Origin of the sequence: Thalassococcus arenae, assembly GCF_019104745.1 — a bacterium.
GTDB lineage: Bacteria > Pseudomonadota > Alphaproteobacteria > Rhodobacterales > Rhodobacteraceae > Thalassococcus_B > Thalassococcus_B arenae.
Genome location: NZ_JAHRWL010000001.1, coordinates 330,217 through 345,211 on the forward strand (window position 1 = coordinate 330,217; position 14,995 = coordinate 345,211).

Here is a 14,995-nt window from a genome sequence, read left to right on the forward strand (position 1 = left end):
CAGCGCGCCATGCGCGGAATCAAGCCCCGGACTTGCTCCGGGGCGCCGCGCATCGGTCATGCTGAAAGCATGCCTCCGGCATGACCCGCCCCCACGGCACGGCGATTTGTCACCACCAGCACTTTGCTCTGAACCAAGATGAACATGGCTGGGATTAATCGCCGCCGTTCCAGCCGCGTTCGCCGCACCGCGGCCCGTCAATGCGCTTCGTCTGCGCTCGGGCAATCATGTCAGCCGTGATCGGGCTTCGGCTTGCTGAGCTGCAAGTCACTGCCACCCTCGCCGCTCACCCCAACCGCCGCGCCGCTTGCGCGTCAAGCGCCGCGCCGAGGGCCGCGTCGTCCCAGCCTTCGTCCAGCGCCTGCACCATCAGCGCGGCCTGGCTTTGCGGCGCCATGCCGCCCAGAGGCGGGTCGTTGTCCAGATTGGTGGGAAAGGCGTAACCTTCGGCACAGGCGGCGATCGCCGCGGCCCGCTCGGCCCCAGACAAACCGCCCGCCGCCAGCACCGGGAACAGCGCCTTGCACATGGCCACGCGGTCCACGCTTTCCATCGCCCGGCCAAAGGCCGAAGACACCTGCAACAGGTTGGCCATGCGCTGGATATCCGCACTGCGGTTTTCGCCCGCGGCGTGGAACAGCGCCGGGTTGAAGAACAGCGCATCGCCCTTGGCCAGCGGCACCTGAACGCAATGCGCGTCGAAAAACGCCGCGAAATCGGCGCGGCGATAGGCCAGGTAGCCCGGCGGATAGGCTTGCGAGAACGGCAACAGCCTGGTCGGCCCGCTGTCCAGCGGCATGTCGCAATGGGCAACCGCCCCCTGCAGGGTCAGCGCCGCCGACAGCAGGTGCGCATGGGCGGGAAAGGTCCGTGCAACGGCGTCGGACTGGAAGCCCAGGTGATAATCCCGATGCGCCGATTGGGCCGCGCCGCCGGGCCGCACCAGGTTGACCTGCGCTGTCATCTGATAGCCCGGGCCCAGCCAGGCCTCGCAGACCGCCGCGATGGCGTCATTGCCGAAATAGCGCGCAAAGACGGCCGGGTCGGCCTGACACAGCTTTTGCAGCGCATTCCAGATGCGGTCATTGGCGCCGGCCTTGGCGAAATGATCGCCCTTGCCGCCGCTTTCGGCCCGCTCGCGCGCGATGATCGCCTCGTAGATCGCGCTGGCCGCATCGATCGGCGCAGTGTCGGCATAGGCCCGGCGCAGCAGCAGAACGCCCGGCCCCTGCCCCAGCACCCAGGCCCATTCCGATTTCAGCGCGTGGCGCGCCCCGGGATCGGCCAAAGCCGCGCCCAGCCCCGCCACATCGTAGGCCGGGATGTCGCTGACGATCTCGGCCGCATGCGACACATCCTTCGGGTCCAGCCGCTGCGCGACCAGCGCCTTGAATTCCCCAAGGTCGCAATCGGCGTCACCGAAGAACGCGGGCAAGCCGGTTTGTTGTCGATCCTTCATGCGCACCCCCAGGCCGGTGGCATCAGGCTAAGGCGCAAATGCCCCGCAACGCCAATGCTTTCTCAGCCCGCCACGACGATCTCGGTGCCCCAATCCGCGCAGGCGGCTGCCAGCCCGGCTGGCAGGGCGCGGTCGGTGAACACCGTGTCGATCTGCGACAGCGACGCGATGCGCGCAGGCGCCGTGCGGCTCAGCTTGGAATGATCCGCCACCAGGAATCGCTGCCGCGCCTGCCGCAGGATCGCCTGCGACACACCGACCTCGGCGATGTCGAAATCCAGCATGTCGCCATCGCGATCCAGCGCCGAGCAACCGATGATCGCGACATCGGTCTTGAACTGCCGGATGGTTTCCGCCGCCAGCGCCCCCACCAGCCCGCCATCGCTGCGCCGCAGGCTGCCACCGGTGACCACGACTTCGCAGGTCGGGTTGGCGATCAGGATGTTGGCGACGTTGATGTTGTTGGTCACCACCAGCAGGTTGCGGTGATGCAGCAGGGCGCGTGCCACCGCCTCGGTGCTGGTGCCGATGTTCAGGAACACCGCCGCGTCTTCGGGCACCCGGTCGGCACAGGCGCGGGCCATCGCCGCCTTGGCCTCGGCGTTCAGCGCGCGGCGTTCCTCGTAACCGATATTCACCGTGCCCGACGGCAAGACCGCGCCGCCATGCACCCGCTCGAGCCGCCCGGCCTCGGCCAGTTCGGCCAGGTCGCGGCGGATGGTCTGCAACGTCACGCCGAAATGCGCCGCCAGCGCGTCGACCGTGACCTTGCCGTCGCGGCGCGCGATATCGAGGATCTCGGGGTGTCGCAGGGTCTGGTTCATCTGCGTCTCGTTTTCGCGAATGTTCGTATGGCAATCCTGTCTCGGCAATAGCACCGAAAGTATCGGAAAGCGAACATAAACGAAGATCAAACGTTTTCTTTTTTCCGCGAATCTGGCATATCCGCTTCATCCGCCCTGCAGGAGCAGCAAGCCATGTCCGACACCCCTTTCGATCTGTTCATCATCGGCGGCGGCATCAATGGCTGCGGCATCGCCCGCGATGCGTCGGGGCGCGGGCTGCGCGTGGCACTGGCCGAGATGAACGATTTCGCCTCGGCCACCTCCTCGGCCTCGACCAAGCTGTTCCATGGCGGGCTGCGCTACCTTGAGTATTTCGAGGTGCGGCTGGTGCGCGAGGCGCTGATCGAACGCGAGGTGCTGCTGAGCGCGATGCCGCATATCTCGTGGCCGATGCGGTTCGTACTGCCCTATCACAAGGACATGCGGTTCGACGGCACCACGCCGACATCGAAACTGCTGACGCTGTTCATGCCGTGGATGAAGGGCCGCCGCCCGGCCTGGCTGATCCGGCTGGGCCTGTTCCTCTACGACCACCTGGGCGGGCGCAAGATCCTGCCCGGCACGACCACGCTGGACCTGCGCGGCACGCGCGAAGGCGCGCCGCTGGACGACCGGTTCAAACGGGCCTTCGAATATTCCGATTGCTGGGTCGAGGATTCGCGTCTGGTGGTGCTGAACGCCCGCGACGCCGAGGCACGCGGCGCGCAGCTGATGCCGCGCACCAAGGTGCTGTCGGCCCGCCGCGACGGCGATCTTTGGCGGATCGAGACGGAAAACACCGCCACTGGCGCCCGCGAAACTCACACCGCCAGGATGCTGGTGAACGCCGCCGGTCCCTGGGTCGGCGACGTGCTGCGCGGCACGATCGGGCTCAACACCCAGCAGGGCGTGCGGCTGGTGCGCGGCAGCCATATCGTGACCAAACGCCTGTTCGACCACGACAAGTGCTATTTCTTCCAAGGCACCGACGGGCGGATCATCTTCGCCATCCCCTACGAGACGGATTTCACCCTGATCGGCACCACCGACCAGGACCACGACGATGCCGATGCCGAACCGGTCTGCACCGATGCCGAACGCGACTACCTGCTGAATTTCGCGTCGCAGTATTTCAAGCGTCCGGTCACTGCCGATGACGTGGTCTGGCGCTATTCCGGGGTGCGGCCGCTGTATGATGACGGCGCGAGCAGCGCCACGGCGGCGACCCGCGACTATGTGCTGACGGTGGACAAGACCGGCGGTGCGCCGGTGCTCAACGTCTTCGGCGGCAAGATCACCACCTATCGCCGCCTGGCCGAAAGCGCGCTGGACAAGATCGCGCCGTTTTTCCCCGGCCTGCCCGCCAAATGGACCGCCCGCGTGCCGCTGCCCGGTGGCGATTTCCCGGTCGACGGGGTCGCTTCGCAGATCGCCGGGCTGCGCGCCGACTATCCGTTCCTGTCCGACCGCTGGGCGCAGCGGCTGGTGCGCGCCTATGGCACCGAGGCGCGGCAGCTGCTGGGCGATGCTCGATCGGCCGACGACCTGGGCCGCGATTTCGGCGCCACCCTGACCGAGGCCGAAGTCACCTGGCTGATGCGTCACGAATACGCGCTGCGGGCCGACGACGTGGTCTGGCGCCGCTCGAAACTGGGGCTGCGGCTGGATGCCGGCCAGATCGCCGCGCTGGATGCCTGGATGCAGGACCACGCCGCGCCGCAGGGCCAGGCGGCGCAATAGCCGCTTGCGCAGGCGCCGCGTTCGGCCCTGAATACAGCGACAAGACCAAAACGGGGAAGACAGGGACATGGGTTACATCCTGGCCATCGACCAAGGCACCACATCCAGCCGCGCGATCCTGTTCGACGGCGATCTGAAAATCGCCGCCGTCGCGCAAGAGGAATTCACCCAGCATTACCCGGCCAGCGGCTGGGTCGAACACGACGCGGGCGATCTGTGGTCGACCACCGCCGCCACCTGTCGCGCCGCGATGGAAAAGGCCGGCATCCGTGCCGCCGACATCGCCGGGATCGGCATCACCAACCAGCGCGAAACCACCGTGATCTGGGACCGCAAGACCGGCAAGCCCATCCACAACGCCATCGTCTGGCAGGATCGCCGCACGTCGGCCTTTTGCCAGAAACTCAAGGCCGACGGGTTCGAGGCCACCGCGAAGGACCGCACCGGGCTGTTGCTCGACCCGTATTTCTCGGGCACCAAGGTTGCCTGGATCCTCGACAATGTCGACGGCGCGCGCGCCCGGGCCGAGGCCGGAGAGCTGGCCTTCGGAACCGTCGACAGCTGGCTGATCTGGAACCTGACCGGCGGCAAACAGCACGTCACCGACGCGACCAACGCGGCGCGCACGCTGATGTACGACATCCGCAAGGGCCGCTGGTCGCAGACCATGTGCGACATGCTGGGCGTGCCGATGTCCATGCTGCCGCAGGTCCGCGACTGCGCCGCCGATTTCGGCATGACGCGCGCGAATCTGTTCGGGGCTGAACTGCCGATCCTGGGCGTCGCGGGCGACCAGCAGGCCGCCACGATCGGCCAGGCCTGTTTCCGTCCGGGGATGCTGAAATCGACCTACGGCACCGGCTGTTTCGCGCTGCTCAATACCGGCGACAAGGCGGTGACCTCGGAAAATCGCCTGCTGACCACTATCGCCTATCAGCTGGACGGCACGCCCACCTACGCGCTGGAAGGGTCGATCTTCATCGCCGGGGCCGTGGTGCAATGGCTGCGCGACGGGCTCAGGATCATCCGCGAGGCCGCCGAAACCCAGCCGCTGGCGGAAAAGGCCGATGATGGCCAGACCGTGGTTCTGGTGCCGGCCTTCACCGGTCTTGGCGCGCCCTACTGGAACGCAGACTGCCGCGGCGCGATCTTTGGCATCACGCGCAATACCGGCCCGGCCGAATTCGCCCGCGCGGCGCTGGAATCCGTGGGTTACCAGACCCGCGACCTGCTCGAGGCGATGCAGGCAGACTGGGGTGCCAGCGGCGACACCGCGCTGCGCGACACCGGCATTGCGACCCTGCGGGTCGACGGCGGCATGAGCGCCTCGGACTGGGCGATGCAGTTCCTGTCCGACATCCTGGGCGCGCAGGTGGATCGCCCGCAGGTGCTGGAAACCACCGCGATGGGCGCGGCCTGGCTGGCCGGCCAGCGCGCCGGGCTTTACCCCGACATGGACGGGTTTTCCAGGACCTGGGCGCTGGAACGCAGCTTTGCCCCGGCCATGGCCGCCGACACGCGCGAGGGCAAATACGCCGCCTGGAAACGCGCCGTCGCCGCCGCGCAGGCGTTCTGAGCCGTCAGGTCACCGCCTTGCGGGCGTGGAAGGCGGGCCGGTCCCAACGGCCCGTCGCCAGGATATCGGCCAGGATATCGACCGCCCGGTCGATATCGCCCGCATCCAGGTAAAGCGGTGTGAACCCGAAGCGCATGATGTCGGGCTGGCGGAAATCGCCGATCACGCCCTCGGCGATCAGCGCCTGCATCACCGCATAGCCCTGCGGATGGCGGAACGACACTTGCGAGCCGCGCAGCGTCGCATCGCGCGGGCTGGCCAGCGTCACGCCCGCGCAGCGCGCCTCGACCCCCGCGATGAACCGCTCGGACAGGGCGACCGAGGCCGCGCGCAACGCGCCCATGTCGACCTCGTCCCAGATGTCCAAAGCCACTTCCAGCGCCGCCAGCGCCAGAACCGGCGGGGTGCCCACGCGCATCCGGCCCACGCCCGGTGCCGGCGCGTAATCGGGCGCGAAGGCAAAGGGTTCGGCATGACCCAGCCAGCCCGACAACGTCGCCTCGACCGCGTCGACAAGGCGCGGCGCGACATAGATGAAGGCCGGCGCGCCCGGCCCGCCATTGAGATACTTGTAGGTGCAGCCCACCGCGAAATCCGCATCCACCGCCGCCAGGTCCACCGGCACCGCGCCGGCCGAATGCGCCAGGTCCCAGATCGTCAGCGCGCCATGGGCATGGGCCTTGGCGGTCAACCGCGCCATCTCGTGCCGCCGCCCGGTGCGGTAATCGACCTCGGTCAGCATCAGCACCGCCACCTCGTCGGTGATCGCCGCCTCGACATCCTGCGGATCCGGCGTGCGGATCTCGTGACCCTGCCCCAGCAGTCCGGCCAGCCCCTGCGCCATGTAGAGGTCGGACGGAAAATTGCCGCTGTCCGACAGGATCACCCGCCGGTCGGGCCGCATCGGCAGCGCCGCGGCCAGCGCCTGGTGCACCTTGACCGACAGCGTGTCGCCCATCACCACGCTGCCCGGCGCGGCGCCGATCAGCCGCCCCACCCGGTCGCCCAGGCGGGCGGGCATGTCCATCCAGCCGCAGGCATTCCAGCCGCGGATCAGCTGCGCCGCCCATTCCTCGCGCAACAGCGCCTCGACCCGCTCCGGCACGCCGCGCGGCATCGCGCCCAGCGAATTGCCATCCAGATAGATCACCCCCTCGGGCAGATCGAACAGCGCCTTGGTCCGGCTGAAATCCATGTGCAGGCCTCCCTGCACCGTCCTATCCAACCGCGCGACGGAAACACAAGCGGGGGCTGGACCTTGGCCCGGTTTTCGCCTTTCCTGCACGCCGAGCACAACACCGGAGCCATCCATGACCTGCGTCTTCGTGCAAATCCGCTGCCGCCCGGCCACCGCCTACAAGGTCGCCGACGCCATCGCGCTGCGGGAAATCCATTCCGAGCTGTATTCGACCAGCGGCGACTACGACCTGCTGATGAAGCTCTACGTGCCCGAGGGCCAGGATGTCGGCCACTACATCAACGAAAACGTCGCCGATATCGACGGCATCGAACGCACCTTGACGACCCTGACCTTCAAAGCATTCTGACCACCGACAAACGCCGCGGACCAACCGCCGGCATCCAATGGGAGAGGACATGATGAATTTCACCAAACGCGCGCTGGCCGCGCTGGCGCTGGCCGGCACGGTCGCAAGCCCCGCCATCGCCGAAGGCGTCAAGGTCGGCATGATCACCACGCTGTCGGGCGGCGGCGCGGGCCTGGGCATCGACGTGCGCGACGGCTTCATGCTGGCCGTGGAACAATCGGGCCGCAGCGATATCGAGGTGGTGATCGAGGACGATCAGCGCAAGCCGGATATCGCCGTGCAACTGGCCGACAAGATGATCCAGTCCGAAAAGGTCGACGTGCTGACCGGCATCATCTGGTCGAACCTCGCGATGGCGGTGGTGCCCTCGGCGACCGCGCAGGGCAAGTTCTACCTGTCGCCCAATGCCGGGCCCTCGGCGCTGGCCGGCGCGGGCTGCCACCAGAATTATTTCAACGTCGCCTGGCAGAACGACAACCTGCACGAGGCCGCGGGCGCCTATGCCAACAGCGCGGGCTACGCCAACAGCTTCATCCTGGCGCCCAACTACCCGGCGGGGCAGGACGCGCTGACCGGCTACAAGCGGTTCTATACCGGCGCGCTGGCGGGCGAGCTTTACACCACGCTCGGCCAGACCGATTACGCCGCCGAGATCGCGCAAATCCGCGCCAGCGGGGCGGACTCGGTGTTCTTCTTCCTGCCCGGCGGTATGGGGATTTCGTTCCTCAAGCAATATGCCGACAGCGGCGTCGGCCTGCCGGTGGTCGGCCCGGCCTTCAGCTTTGACCAGGGCATCCTGCAGGCGGTGGGCGATGCGGCGCTTGGCGTGCGCAACACCTCGCAATGGTCCAAGGATATCGACAACCCGACCAATGCCGCCTTCGTCGCTTCGTTCCAGGAAAAATACGGCCGCCTGCCCTCGCTTTATGCCAGCCAGGGCTTCGACACCGCCAACCTGCTGATCTCGGCGCTGGACAAGGCCGCCGTCACGGATGCCGACGCCTTCCGCGCCGCGCTCAAGGCCGCCGATTTCGCCAGCACGCGCGGCGATTTCGCCTTTGGCCCGAACCACCACCCGATCCAGGACATCTATGTCCGCGAAGTGGTGCGCGAGGGCGACGTGCTGACCAACAAGATCGTCGGCATCGCGCTGGAAAACCATGCCGACGCCTACGCGGCCGAGTGCAAGATGTAAGCCAGACCGGGCCGTCCGGTCACCGGGCGGCCCCACCCCATTTCCCATGTCCACGATCCTCATCATCGAACAGGTCCTCAACGGCCTGCAATTCGGCGTCATGCTGTTTCTCATGGCGGCGGGCCTGACGCTGATCTTCGGCGTGATGGGGCTGATCAACCTCGCCCACGGTTCGCTCTATATGACCGGCGCCTTCGCCGCGGCTGTCACCGCGGCAGCGACGGGGTCGTTCCTGATGGGCCTCGCCGCGGCACTGGCGGCGGCGGCGCTGGCGGGGGCGCTGGTGGAATTGCTGGTGATCCGCAGGCTTCACGACAAGGACCATCTCGACCAGGTGCTGGCCACCTTCGCGCTGATCCTGATCTTTTCCGAAGGCACGCGCTGGCTCTACGGCTCGTTCCCGCTCTATCTCGACATCCCCGCGGCGTTGTCCGGCCCCGTCACCCTGCCCGGCGGCATCCAGTATCCGCTCTATCGTCTGACCCTGATCGGCATCGGCATCGGCGTGGCGCTGGCGCTGTGGGGTCTGATCGCCCGCACCAGGCTCGGCATCCGGATCCGAGCCGGCGAAAACGACCGCGAGATGATCGCGGCGCTTGGCGTCGACATCTCGCGGCTCTACACGCTGGTCTTCGCCCTCGGCGCGGCGCTGGCGGGGCTGGCGGGCGCGCTGGTGGGCGCGATCCAGTCGGTGCAGGTCGGCATGGGCGAACCGGTTCTGATCCTGGCCTTCGTCGTCATCGTCATCGGCGGCATCGGATCGATCAAGGGCGCCTTTGTCGGCGCGCTGCTGGTGGGGCTGACCGACACGCTGGGCGGCATCTTTCTGCCCGAGCTGTTCAAGCTGGTGATGGAGCCCGCCCGCGCCACGTCGCTGGGTGCCTCGCTGGCGTCGATGGCGATCTACGTGCTGATGGCGGCGGTGCTGATCTGGCGGCCCACCGGCCTTTACGGGGCCCGCGTATGACCCGCGAGACCGCCGTCAACGCCCTGCTGCTGGCCGGGCTGGTCGCGGTGCCGGGCTGGGCGCTCTGGGCCGACGAGCCGTTCACCATCACGCTGGCCACCCGCGCGGTGATCTTCGCGCTGGCGGCCGTGGGGCTGAACCTGGCGCTCGGCCTCGGCGGGCTGGTCAGCCTGGGCCACGCGGTGTTCTTCGGCATCGGCGGCTATGCGATGGGGATCCTGGCGCATCACGCCCAGACCTACACGCCGCTGATGGACGGCTGGATGACCATCGGCGGCACGAAATCCATGCCGGTGATCTGGCTGGTCGCGGTCCTGACCTCGGCCCTGGCCGCGCTGGTGATCGGCGTGCTGTCGCTGCGCACCTCGGGCGTCTATTTCATCATGATCACCCTGGCCTTCGGGCAGATGTTCTTTTTCTTCGCCATCAGCTGGAGCGCCTATGGCGGCGAGGACGGGCTGTCGATCTACGTCCGCAACGGCTTTCCCGGCCTGAACACGCTGGTGCCGATCCAGTTCTACGGCCTGTGCCTGGCCATCCTGCTGGCGGTGCTGTGGGCCAGCGCGCGGCTGGCGCGGTCGCCCTTCGGCCTTGCGCTGAACGCCGCCCGGCAGGCGCCGGGCCGCGTGCAGGCGGTGGGGCTCGACCCCACGCGGCTGCGGCTGGCGGCCTTCGTGCTGTCGGGCGCGATCACCGGGCTGGCAGGCGCGCTTTTCGCCGATCTCAACCGCTTTGTCAGCCCCGCGATGTTCAGCTGGCAAACCAGCGGCGAGATCATGATCTTCGTCATCCTGGGCGGCGTCGCGCGGCTCTGGGGGCCGGTGATGGGGGCGGTCGTCTTCGTGGCGCTGGAGCACCTGCTGGGCGGGATCAGCGAATACTGGCACGTCGCGCTCGGCCTGCTGCTGCTGGTCATCGTGCTGTTCAGCCGCGGCGGGTTGCTGGGCCTCATGGCGGGCGAGGCGCGCGGCCATGACTGAACCGGTCCTGCAAACAAGCGGCCTGACCAAATCCTTCGGCGCCCTGCCGGTCACCCAAGATGTCACGCTCGACCTGCGCCCGGGCGAGATCCACGCGGTGATCGGCCCCAATGGCGCCGGCAAATCGACCCTGATCGCCCAGATCTCGGGCACGCTGGCCCCCGATGCGGGATCGGTGTCGCTGATGGGTCGCGACGTGACCGTCCTGCCGCCGCATGCGCGCGCCCATGCCGGTCTGGGCCGCACCTTCCAGATCTCGGCGCTGGCGATGGAGGATACCGTCCTGCAGAACGCCCTGCTGGGCGCGCTTGGCGCCAGCGGCCGGCCCTGGCGGTTCTGGCGCCCGGCGCTGCGCGATGCCGAGCTGCGCGGCCGGGCCGAGGCGGCGCTGGAACGCGTGGGCCTCGCCGATCTGGCGGCGAAACGCACCGCCGATCTCAGCCACGGCCAGCGCCGCCAGCTCGAGGTCGCCGTGGCGCTGACCCTGCAACCGCGCGCCTTCGTCATGGACGAACCGATGGCCGGGCTTGGCCCCGACGGGTCGAAACGCATGACAGGGTTCCTGGATGGGCTGCGCGCCGAGGCGCCGATCCTGCTGGTGGAACACGACATGGACGCGGTCTTTGCCCTGGCCGACCGGATCAGCGTGCTGGTCTACGGCCGGATCATCGCCAGCGGCAGCGTCGATGCCATCCGCGCCGATCCGGCGGTGCGCGAAGCCTATCTGGGGGACGCCGCATGACCCTGCTGCGTCTGGACAACGTCACCGCCGCCTACGGTTCCAGCCAGGCGCTGTTCGGCGTCGACCTCGGCGTTGCCCCGGGCGAGGTTGTCGCGCTGATGGGCCGCAACGGCATGGGCAAGACCACCACCGTGCGCGCCATCTGCCGGATGCTGCCGGCGCGCGGGTCGCTGCGTTTCGACGGCCAGGACCTGAGCCGCCTGCCCAGTTTCCGCGCCGCGCGGCTGGGCATCGGGCTGGTGCCCGAGGGGCGGCGCTGCTTCGCCGGTCTGACCGTGGCCGAGAACCTGACCGCCGCCGCGCGCCCCGGTCCCTGGGACATGGCCGCCGTCACGGCGCTGTTTCCGCGGCTCGGCGAACGCCGCGACCAGCGCGCCGCGTCGCTGTCGGGCGGCGAACAGCAGATGCTGGCGATCGGGCGGGCGCTGATGACCAATCCGCGCCTGCTGATCCTCGACGAGGCGACCGAAGGGCTGGCCCCCGTCGTGCGGCAGGAAATCTGGGCCGCCATCGCGCGGCTCAAGGCGCAGACGGGCATGGCGATCCTGGTGATCGACAAATCCCTGCGCGAATTGCGCGGCATCGCCGACAGCGCGGTCATCCTCGACCGCGGGCGCAGCGTCTGGGCCGGGCCGATGCCCGACCTGTCCCACGACCTGACCGAACGCTACCTGGGCGTCTGACCGGCGGTGTCCCGCACCACCTCGGCCACCCCCATCAGCTGTGGCGCCAGCGGGCTGCTCTGCCGCCAGACCATGCCGATGGTGCGGCGCGGCTGCGGCTCGCGAAACCGTGCGACCGCCACCGGGGCGGATCGCGTCTCGACCCCCAGCGCCATTTCGGGGATCAGCGTCACACCCATCCCCGCCCCCACCATCTGCACCAGCGTCGACAGCGACGAGCCGTCCAGCCCCTCGCGCGGGACGGCGGTGGGCATGTTGCAGAACGACAGCGCCTGGTCGCGGAAACAATGCCCCTCCTCCAGCAGCAGCAGCCGCATCCGCGCCAGCGCCTCGCCATCCGGCACCGGTTTGTCCGCATCGGCCCGGGCGCGCACCAGCACGAAGGCCTCGTCGAACAGTGCCACCTCGGCCAGGCCCGGTTCGGAGACGGGCAGCGCCACGATGGCGGTGTCCAGCCGGCCGTCCGACAATTCGTCGATCAGCCGCGGCGTGATCGTCTCGCGCACATGCACGTCGAGGCCCGCATGGCTTCGCGCCAGCGCGCCGATGATCGACGGCAGAAGATAGGGCGCCACGGTGGGAATCACCCCGATCCGCAGCCGCCCGACCAGCCTTTCGGCGGCGGCGCGCGCAAGATCTTCCAGGTCGTCGACCCGCGCCAGGATATCGCGCACCCGGGTGGCGAACCCCTGCCCGAACCCGGTCAGCCGCACGTCGCGCGCGCCACGATCGAACAGCGTCGCGCCGATCGTGTCTTCCAACTCCTTGATCTGCATCGACAAGGCCGGCTGCGAGATCGCGCAGGCCGCCGCCGCATGGCCGAAATGCCGGTGGCGGGCCAGCGCCTCGAAATAGCGCAGCTGTTTCAGGGTGATGTTTTTCATAATCTCACCTTATCACCACTATCAGAATATCCGACTTAAACTAATCGCCAGCAAGGGCTAGACTGCGGCCAAGCGTGGGGGAGTCGGACCGGACGGGCCGGCCATCCGCCTTGCGCAGATCAAACTGAAATCCAGCACAGGAGGTCCAGACATGATGGACGGCAACGACATTCCCGAGGGCAAATGCCCGGTCCTGCACGGTGCGGCCAAGTTTTCCACCCGCTCGAACCGCGACTGGTGGCCGAACCAGCTCAATCTCAAGATCCTGCACCAGAACGCTCCGCAATCGAACCCGATGGGTGCGGATTTCAGCTATGCCGAGGCCTTCAAGAAACTCGATCTCGACGCGCTCAAGGCCGACCTGCGCGCGCTGATGACCGACAGCCAGGATTGGTGGCCCGCCGATTACGGCCATTACGGCGGCCTGTTCATCCGCATGGCCTGGCACAGTGCCGGCACCTACCGCACGGCCGATGGCCGCGGCGGCGCGGGCTCCGGTCAGCAGCGTTTCGCGCCGCTGAATTCCTGGCCCGACAACGGCAATCTCGACAAGGCCCGCCGCCTGCTCTGGCCGATCAAGCAGAAATACGGCAACGCCATTTCCTGGGCCGACCTGATGATCCTTGCCGGTAACGTCGCCATCGAATCGATGGGCGGCCCGGTCTTCGGTTTCGGCGGCGGTCGCGCCGATGTCTGGGAACCCGAGGAAGACGTCTATTGGGGCGCCGAAACCGAATGGCTGGCGACGTCCGACAAGGAAAACAGCCGCTATTCCGGCGAACGCGAGCTGGAAAACCCGCTGGCCGCCGTGCAGATGGGCCTGATCTACGTCAATCCCGAAGGCCCCGACGGCAATCCCGATCCGCTGGCCTCGGCCCGCGACATCCGCGAGACATTCGCGCGCATGGCGATGAACGACGAGGAAACCGTGGCGCTGACCGCGGGCGGCCACACGTTCGGCAAGGCGCATGGCGCCGGGGATGCCGCGCTGGTCGGCGTCGAACCCGAAGGCGGCCCGATCGAGGCACAGGGCTTTGGCTGGCTCAGCACCCACGGCACGGGCCGCGGCGCCGATGCCATCACATCCGGCATCGAAGGCGCCTGGACCCCGAACCCGACCGCCTGGGACAACGGCTATTTCGACGTGCTGTTCGGTTATGAATGGGAGCTGACCAAAAGCCCCGCGGGCGCCTGGCAGTGGGAACCCAAGGACCTGCGCCCCGAGGATCACGCCCCCGACCCGGTCACCGGCGAAAAGACCCGCAAGATCATGATGACCACCGCCGACATGGCGATGCGGATGGACCCGGATTACGCCAAGATTTCCAAGCGCTTCCACGAGAACCCGGCCGAGTTCGCCGATGCCTTCGCCCGCGCCTGGTTCAAGCTGTGCCACCGCGACATGGGCCCCAAGATCCGCTACCTCGGCAAGGATGTCCCGTCCGAAGACCTGATCTGGCAGGACCCGATCCCGCCGGTCGACCATCCGCTGGTGGACGCCGCGGACATCGCGGCGCTCAAGGCCAAGCTGCTGGACAGCGGCCTGTCGGTGTCCGAACTGGTCTCGACCGCCTGGGCCTCGGCCGCGACCTTCCGCGGCTCTGACAAGCGCGGCGGCGCCAATGGCGCGCGTATCCGCCTGGCGCCGCAGAAGGATTGGGAAGTCAACCAGCCCGACCAGCTGGCCCGCGTGCTGGGCGTGCTCGAAGGCATCAAGGCCGATTTCGACGCGCAGGCCGGCGGCGGCAAGAAGATCTCGCTGGCCGACCTGATCGTGCTGGGCGGCTGTGCGGCGATCGAAAAGGCCGCCAAGGCGGCGGGCATGGATGTCACCGTGCCCTTCACCCCGGGCCGCACCGATGCCAGCGCGGAACAGACCGATGCCGAAAGCTTCGACGTGCTGGAACCGGTGGCGGACGGTTTCCGCAACTACCTCAAGGCCGAATTCACGCTGTCGGCCGAGGAATTGCTGGTCGACCGCGCGCAGCTTCTGACGCTGAGCGCGCCCGAGATGACCGTTCTGGTTGGCGGGTTGCGGGTGCTGGGCGCCAACACGGCCCAGTCGCAGAACGGCGTCTTCACCCGGCGTCCGGGCCAGTTGACCAACGATTTCTTCGTCAACCTGCTGGACATGGGCGTCGAGTGGAAGCCGGTCGGCCCGTCCGACCAGCTGTTCGAGGCACATGACCGCAAGACCGGCGACGTGCGCTGGACCGGCACCCGCGCCGACCTGGTCTTCGGCTCGAACTCGCAGTTGCGGGCGCTGGCCGAGGTCTATGCCCAGGCCGACAACGGCGGCAAGTTCGTCGCCGATTTCATCGCCGCCTGGACCAAGGTGATGGAGCTCGACCGCTTCGATCTGCACGCCTGATCGGGTCGCCACGGCACTTGCAAACGC

At 68.0% G+C, this 14,995-nt stretch carries 13 protein-coding genes; 9 read left to right on the plus strand and 4 right to left on the minus strand.

What is annotated here, in order from left to right; all coding sequences use genetic code 11:
• Positions 1-286 precede the first annotated feature (286 nt).
• Together KUH32_RS01635 and KUH32_RS01640 are read right to left on the minus strand one after the other, a co-directional pair.
• Complete coding sequence (locus KUH32_RS01635) at positions 287-1,459, minus strand: phytanoyl-CoA dioxygenase family protein (protein ID WP_217776325.1); 1,173 nt, start codon at positions 1,457-1,459, stop codon at positions 287-289.
• Positions 1,460-1,521: 62 nt separating this feature from the next.
• A complete protein-coding gene (locus KUH32_RS01640; protein ID WP_217776326.1) occupies positions 1,522-2,283 on the minus strand; it encodes a DeoR/GlpR family DNA-binding transcription regulator in 762 nt (253 codons plus the stop codon).
• Between the two features lie 153 nt (positions 2,284-2,436).
• On the opposite strand from KUH32_RS01640, the gene glpD reads away from it, so the two are divergent.
• Together glpD and glpK are read left to right on the plus strand one after the other, a co-directional pair.
• Positions 2,437-4,023 carry a glycerol-3-phosphate dehydrogenase gene (gene glpD / locus KUH32_RS01645; protein WP_217776327.1) on the plus strand — a complete coding sequence of 529 codons (1,587 nt, stop codon included), beginning with the start codon at positions 2,437-2,439 and terminating at the stop codon, positions 4,021-4,023.
• 67 nt (positions 4,024-4,090) lie between these two features.
• On the plus strand, positions 4,091-5,599 hold the full coding sequence (gene glpK / locus KUH32_RS01650) for a glycerol kinase GlpK (RefSeq protein WP_217776328.1): 1,509 nt from the start codon (positions 4,091-4,093) through the stop codon (positions 5,597-5,599).
• A 4-nt stretch (positions 5,600-5,603) separates the two neighbouring features.
• Here the strand turns inward: glpK and kynU are convergent, their stop codons facing one another.
• On the minus strand, positions 5,604-6,794 hold the full coding sequence (gene kynU / locus KUH32_RS01655) for a kynureninase (RefSeq protein ID WP_217776329.1): 1,191 nt from the start codon (positions 6,792-6,794) through the stop codon (positions 5,604-5,606).
• Positions 6,795-6,909: 115 nt separating this feature from the next.
• Between kynU and KUH32_RS01660 the strand changes: the two genes are divergently transcribed.
• The 6 genes from KUH32_RS01660 to KUH32_RS01685 are packed head-to-tail and all read left to right on the plus strand — an operon-like array spanning position 6,910 to position 11,713.
• A complete protein-coding gene (locus KUH32_RS01660; RefSeq protein WP_217776330.1) occupies positions 6,910-7,146 on the plus strand; it encodes an Lrp/AsnC family transcriptional regulator in 237 nt (78 codons plus the stop codon).
• Between the two features lie 49 nt (positions 7,147-7,195).
• Positions 7,196-8,341: an ABC transporter substrate-binding protein gene (locus tag KUH32_RS01665; protein ID WP_431358171.1), complete on the plus strand. Its 1,146-nt coding sequence runs from the start codon at positions 7,196-7,198 to the stop codon at positions 8,339-8,341.
• Positions 8,342-8,387: 46 nt separating this feature from the next.
• Entirely contained in the window at positions 8,388-9,308 is a 921-nt protein-coding gene (locus KUH32_RS01670; protein ID WP_217776331.1) for a branched-chain amino acid ABC transporter permease, read from the plus strand.
• The gene (locus tag KUH32_RS01675; protein WP_217776332.1) at positions 9,305-10,288 is read left to right on the plus strand and encodes a branched-chain amino acid ABC transporter permease; all 984 of its coding nucleotides are present in this window, start codon (positions 9,305-9,307) and stop codon (positions 10,286-10,288) included. The genes KUH32_RS01670 and KUH32_RS01675 overlap by 4 nt, the downstream gene beginning before the upstream one ends.
• The gene (locus KUH32_RS01680; RefSeq protein WP_217776333.1) at positions 10,281-11,030 is read left to right on the plus strand and encodes an ABC transporter ATP-binding protein; all 750 of its coding nucleotides are present in this window, start codon (positions 10,281-10,283) and stop codon (positions 11,028-11,030) included. Before KUH32_RS01675 ends, KUH32_RS01680 begins: the two co-directional genes overlap by 8 nt.
• Positions 11,027-11,713 (plus strand): ABC transporter ATP-binding protein, encoded by a 687-nt coding sequence (locus KUH32_RS01685; RefSeq protein ID WP_217776334.1) that lies wholly within the window; start codon positions 11,027-11,029, stop codon positions 11,711-11,713. Before KUH32_RS01680 ends, KUH32_RS01685 begins: the two co-directional genes overlap by 4 nt.
• On the opposite strand, the gene KUH32_RS01690 is transcribed toward KUH32_RS01685, so the two are convergent.
• The gene (locus KUH32_RS01690; protein WP_217776335.1) at positions 11,698-12,597 is read right to left on the minus strand and encodes a hydrogen peroxide-inducible genes activator; all 900 of its coding nucleotides are present in this window, start codon (positions 12,595-12,597) and stop codon (positions 11,698-11,700) included. The genes KUH32_RS01685 and KUH32_RS01690 overlap by 16 nt on opposite strands.
• A 154-nt stretch (positions 12,598-12,751) precedes the next feature.
• Between KUH32_RS01690 and katG the strand changes: the two genes are divergently transcribed.
• The gene (gene katG / locus KUH32_RS01695) at positions 12,752-14,968 is read left to right on the plus strand and encodes a catalase/peroxidase HPI (protein WP_217778228.1); all 2,217 of its coding nucleotides are present in this window, start codon (positions 12,752-12,754) and stop codon (positions 14,966-14,968) included.
• Positions 14,969-14,995 lie beyond the last annotated feature (27 nt).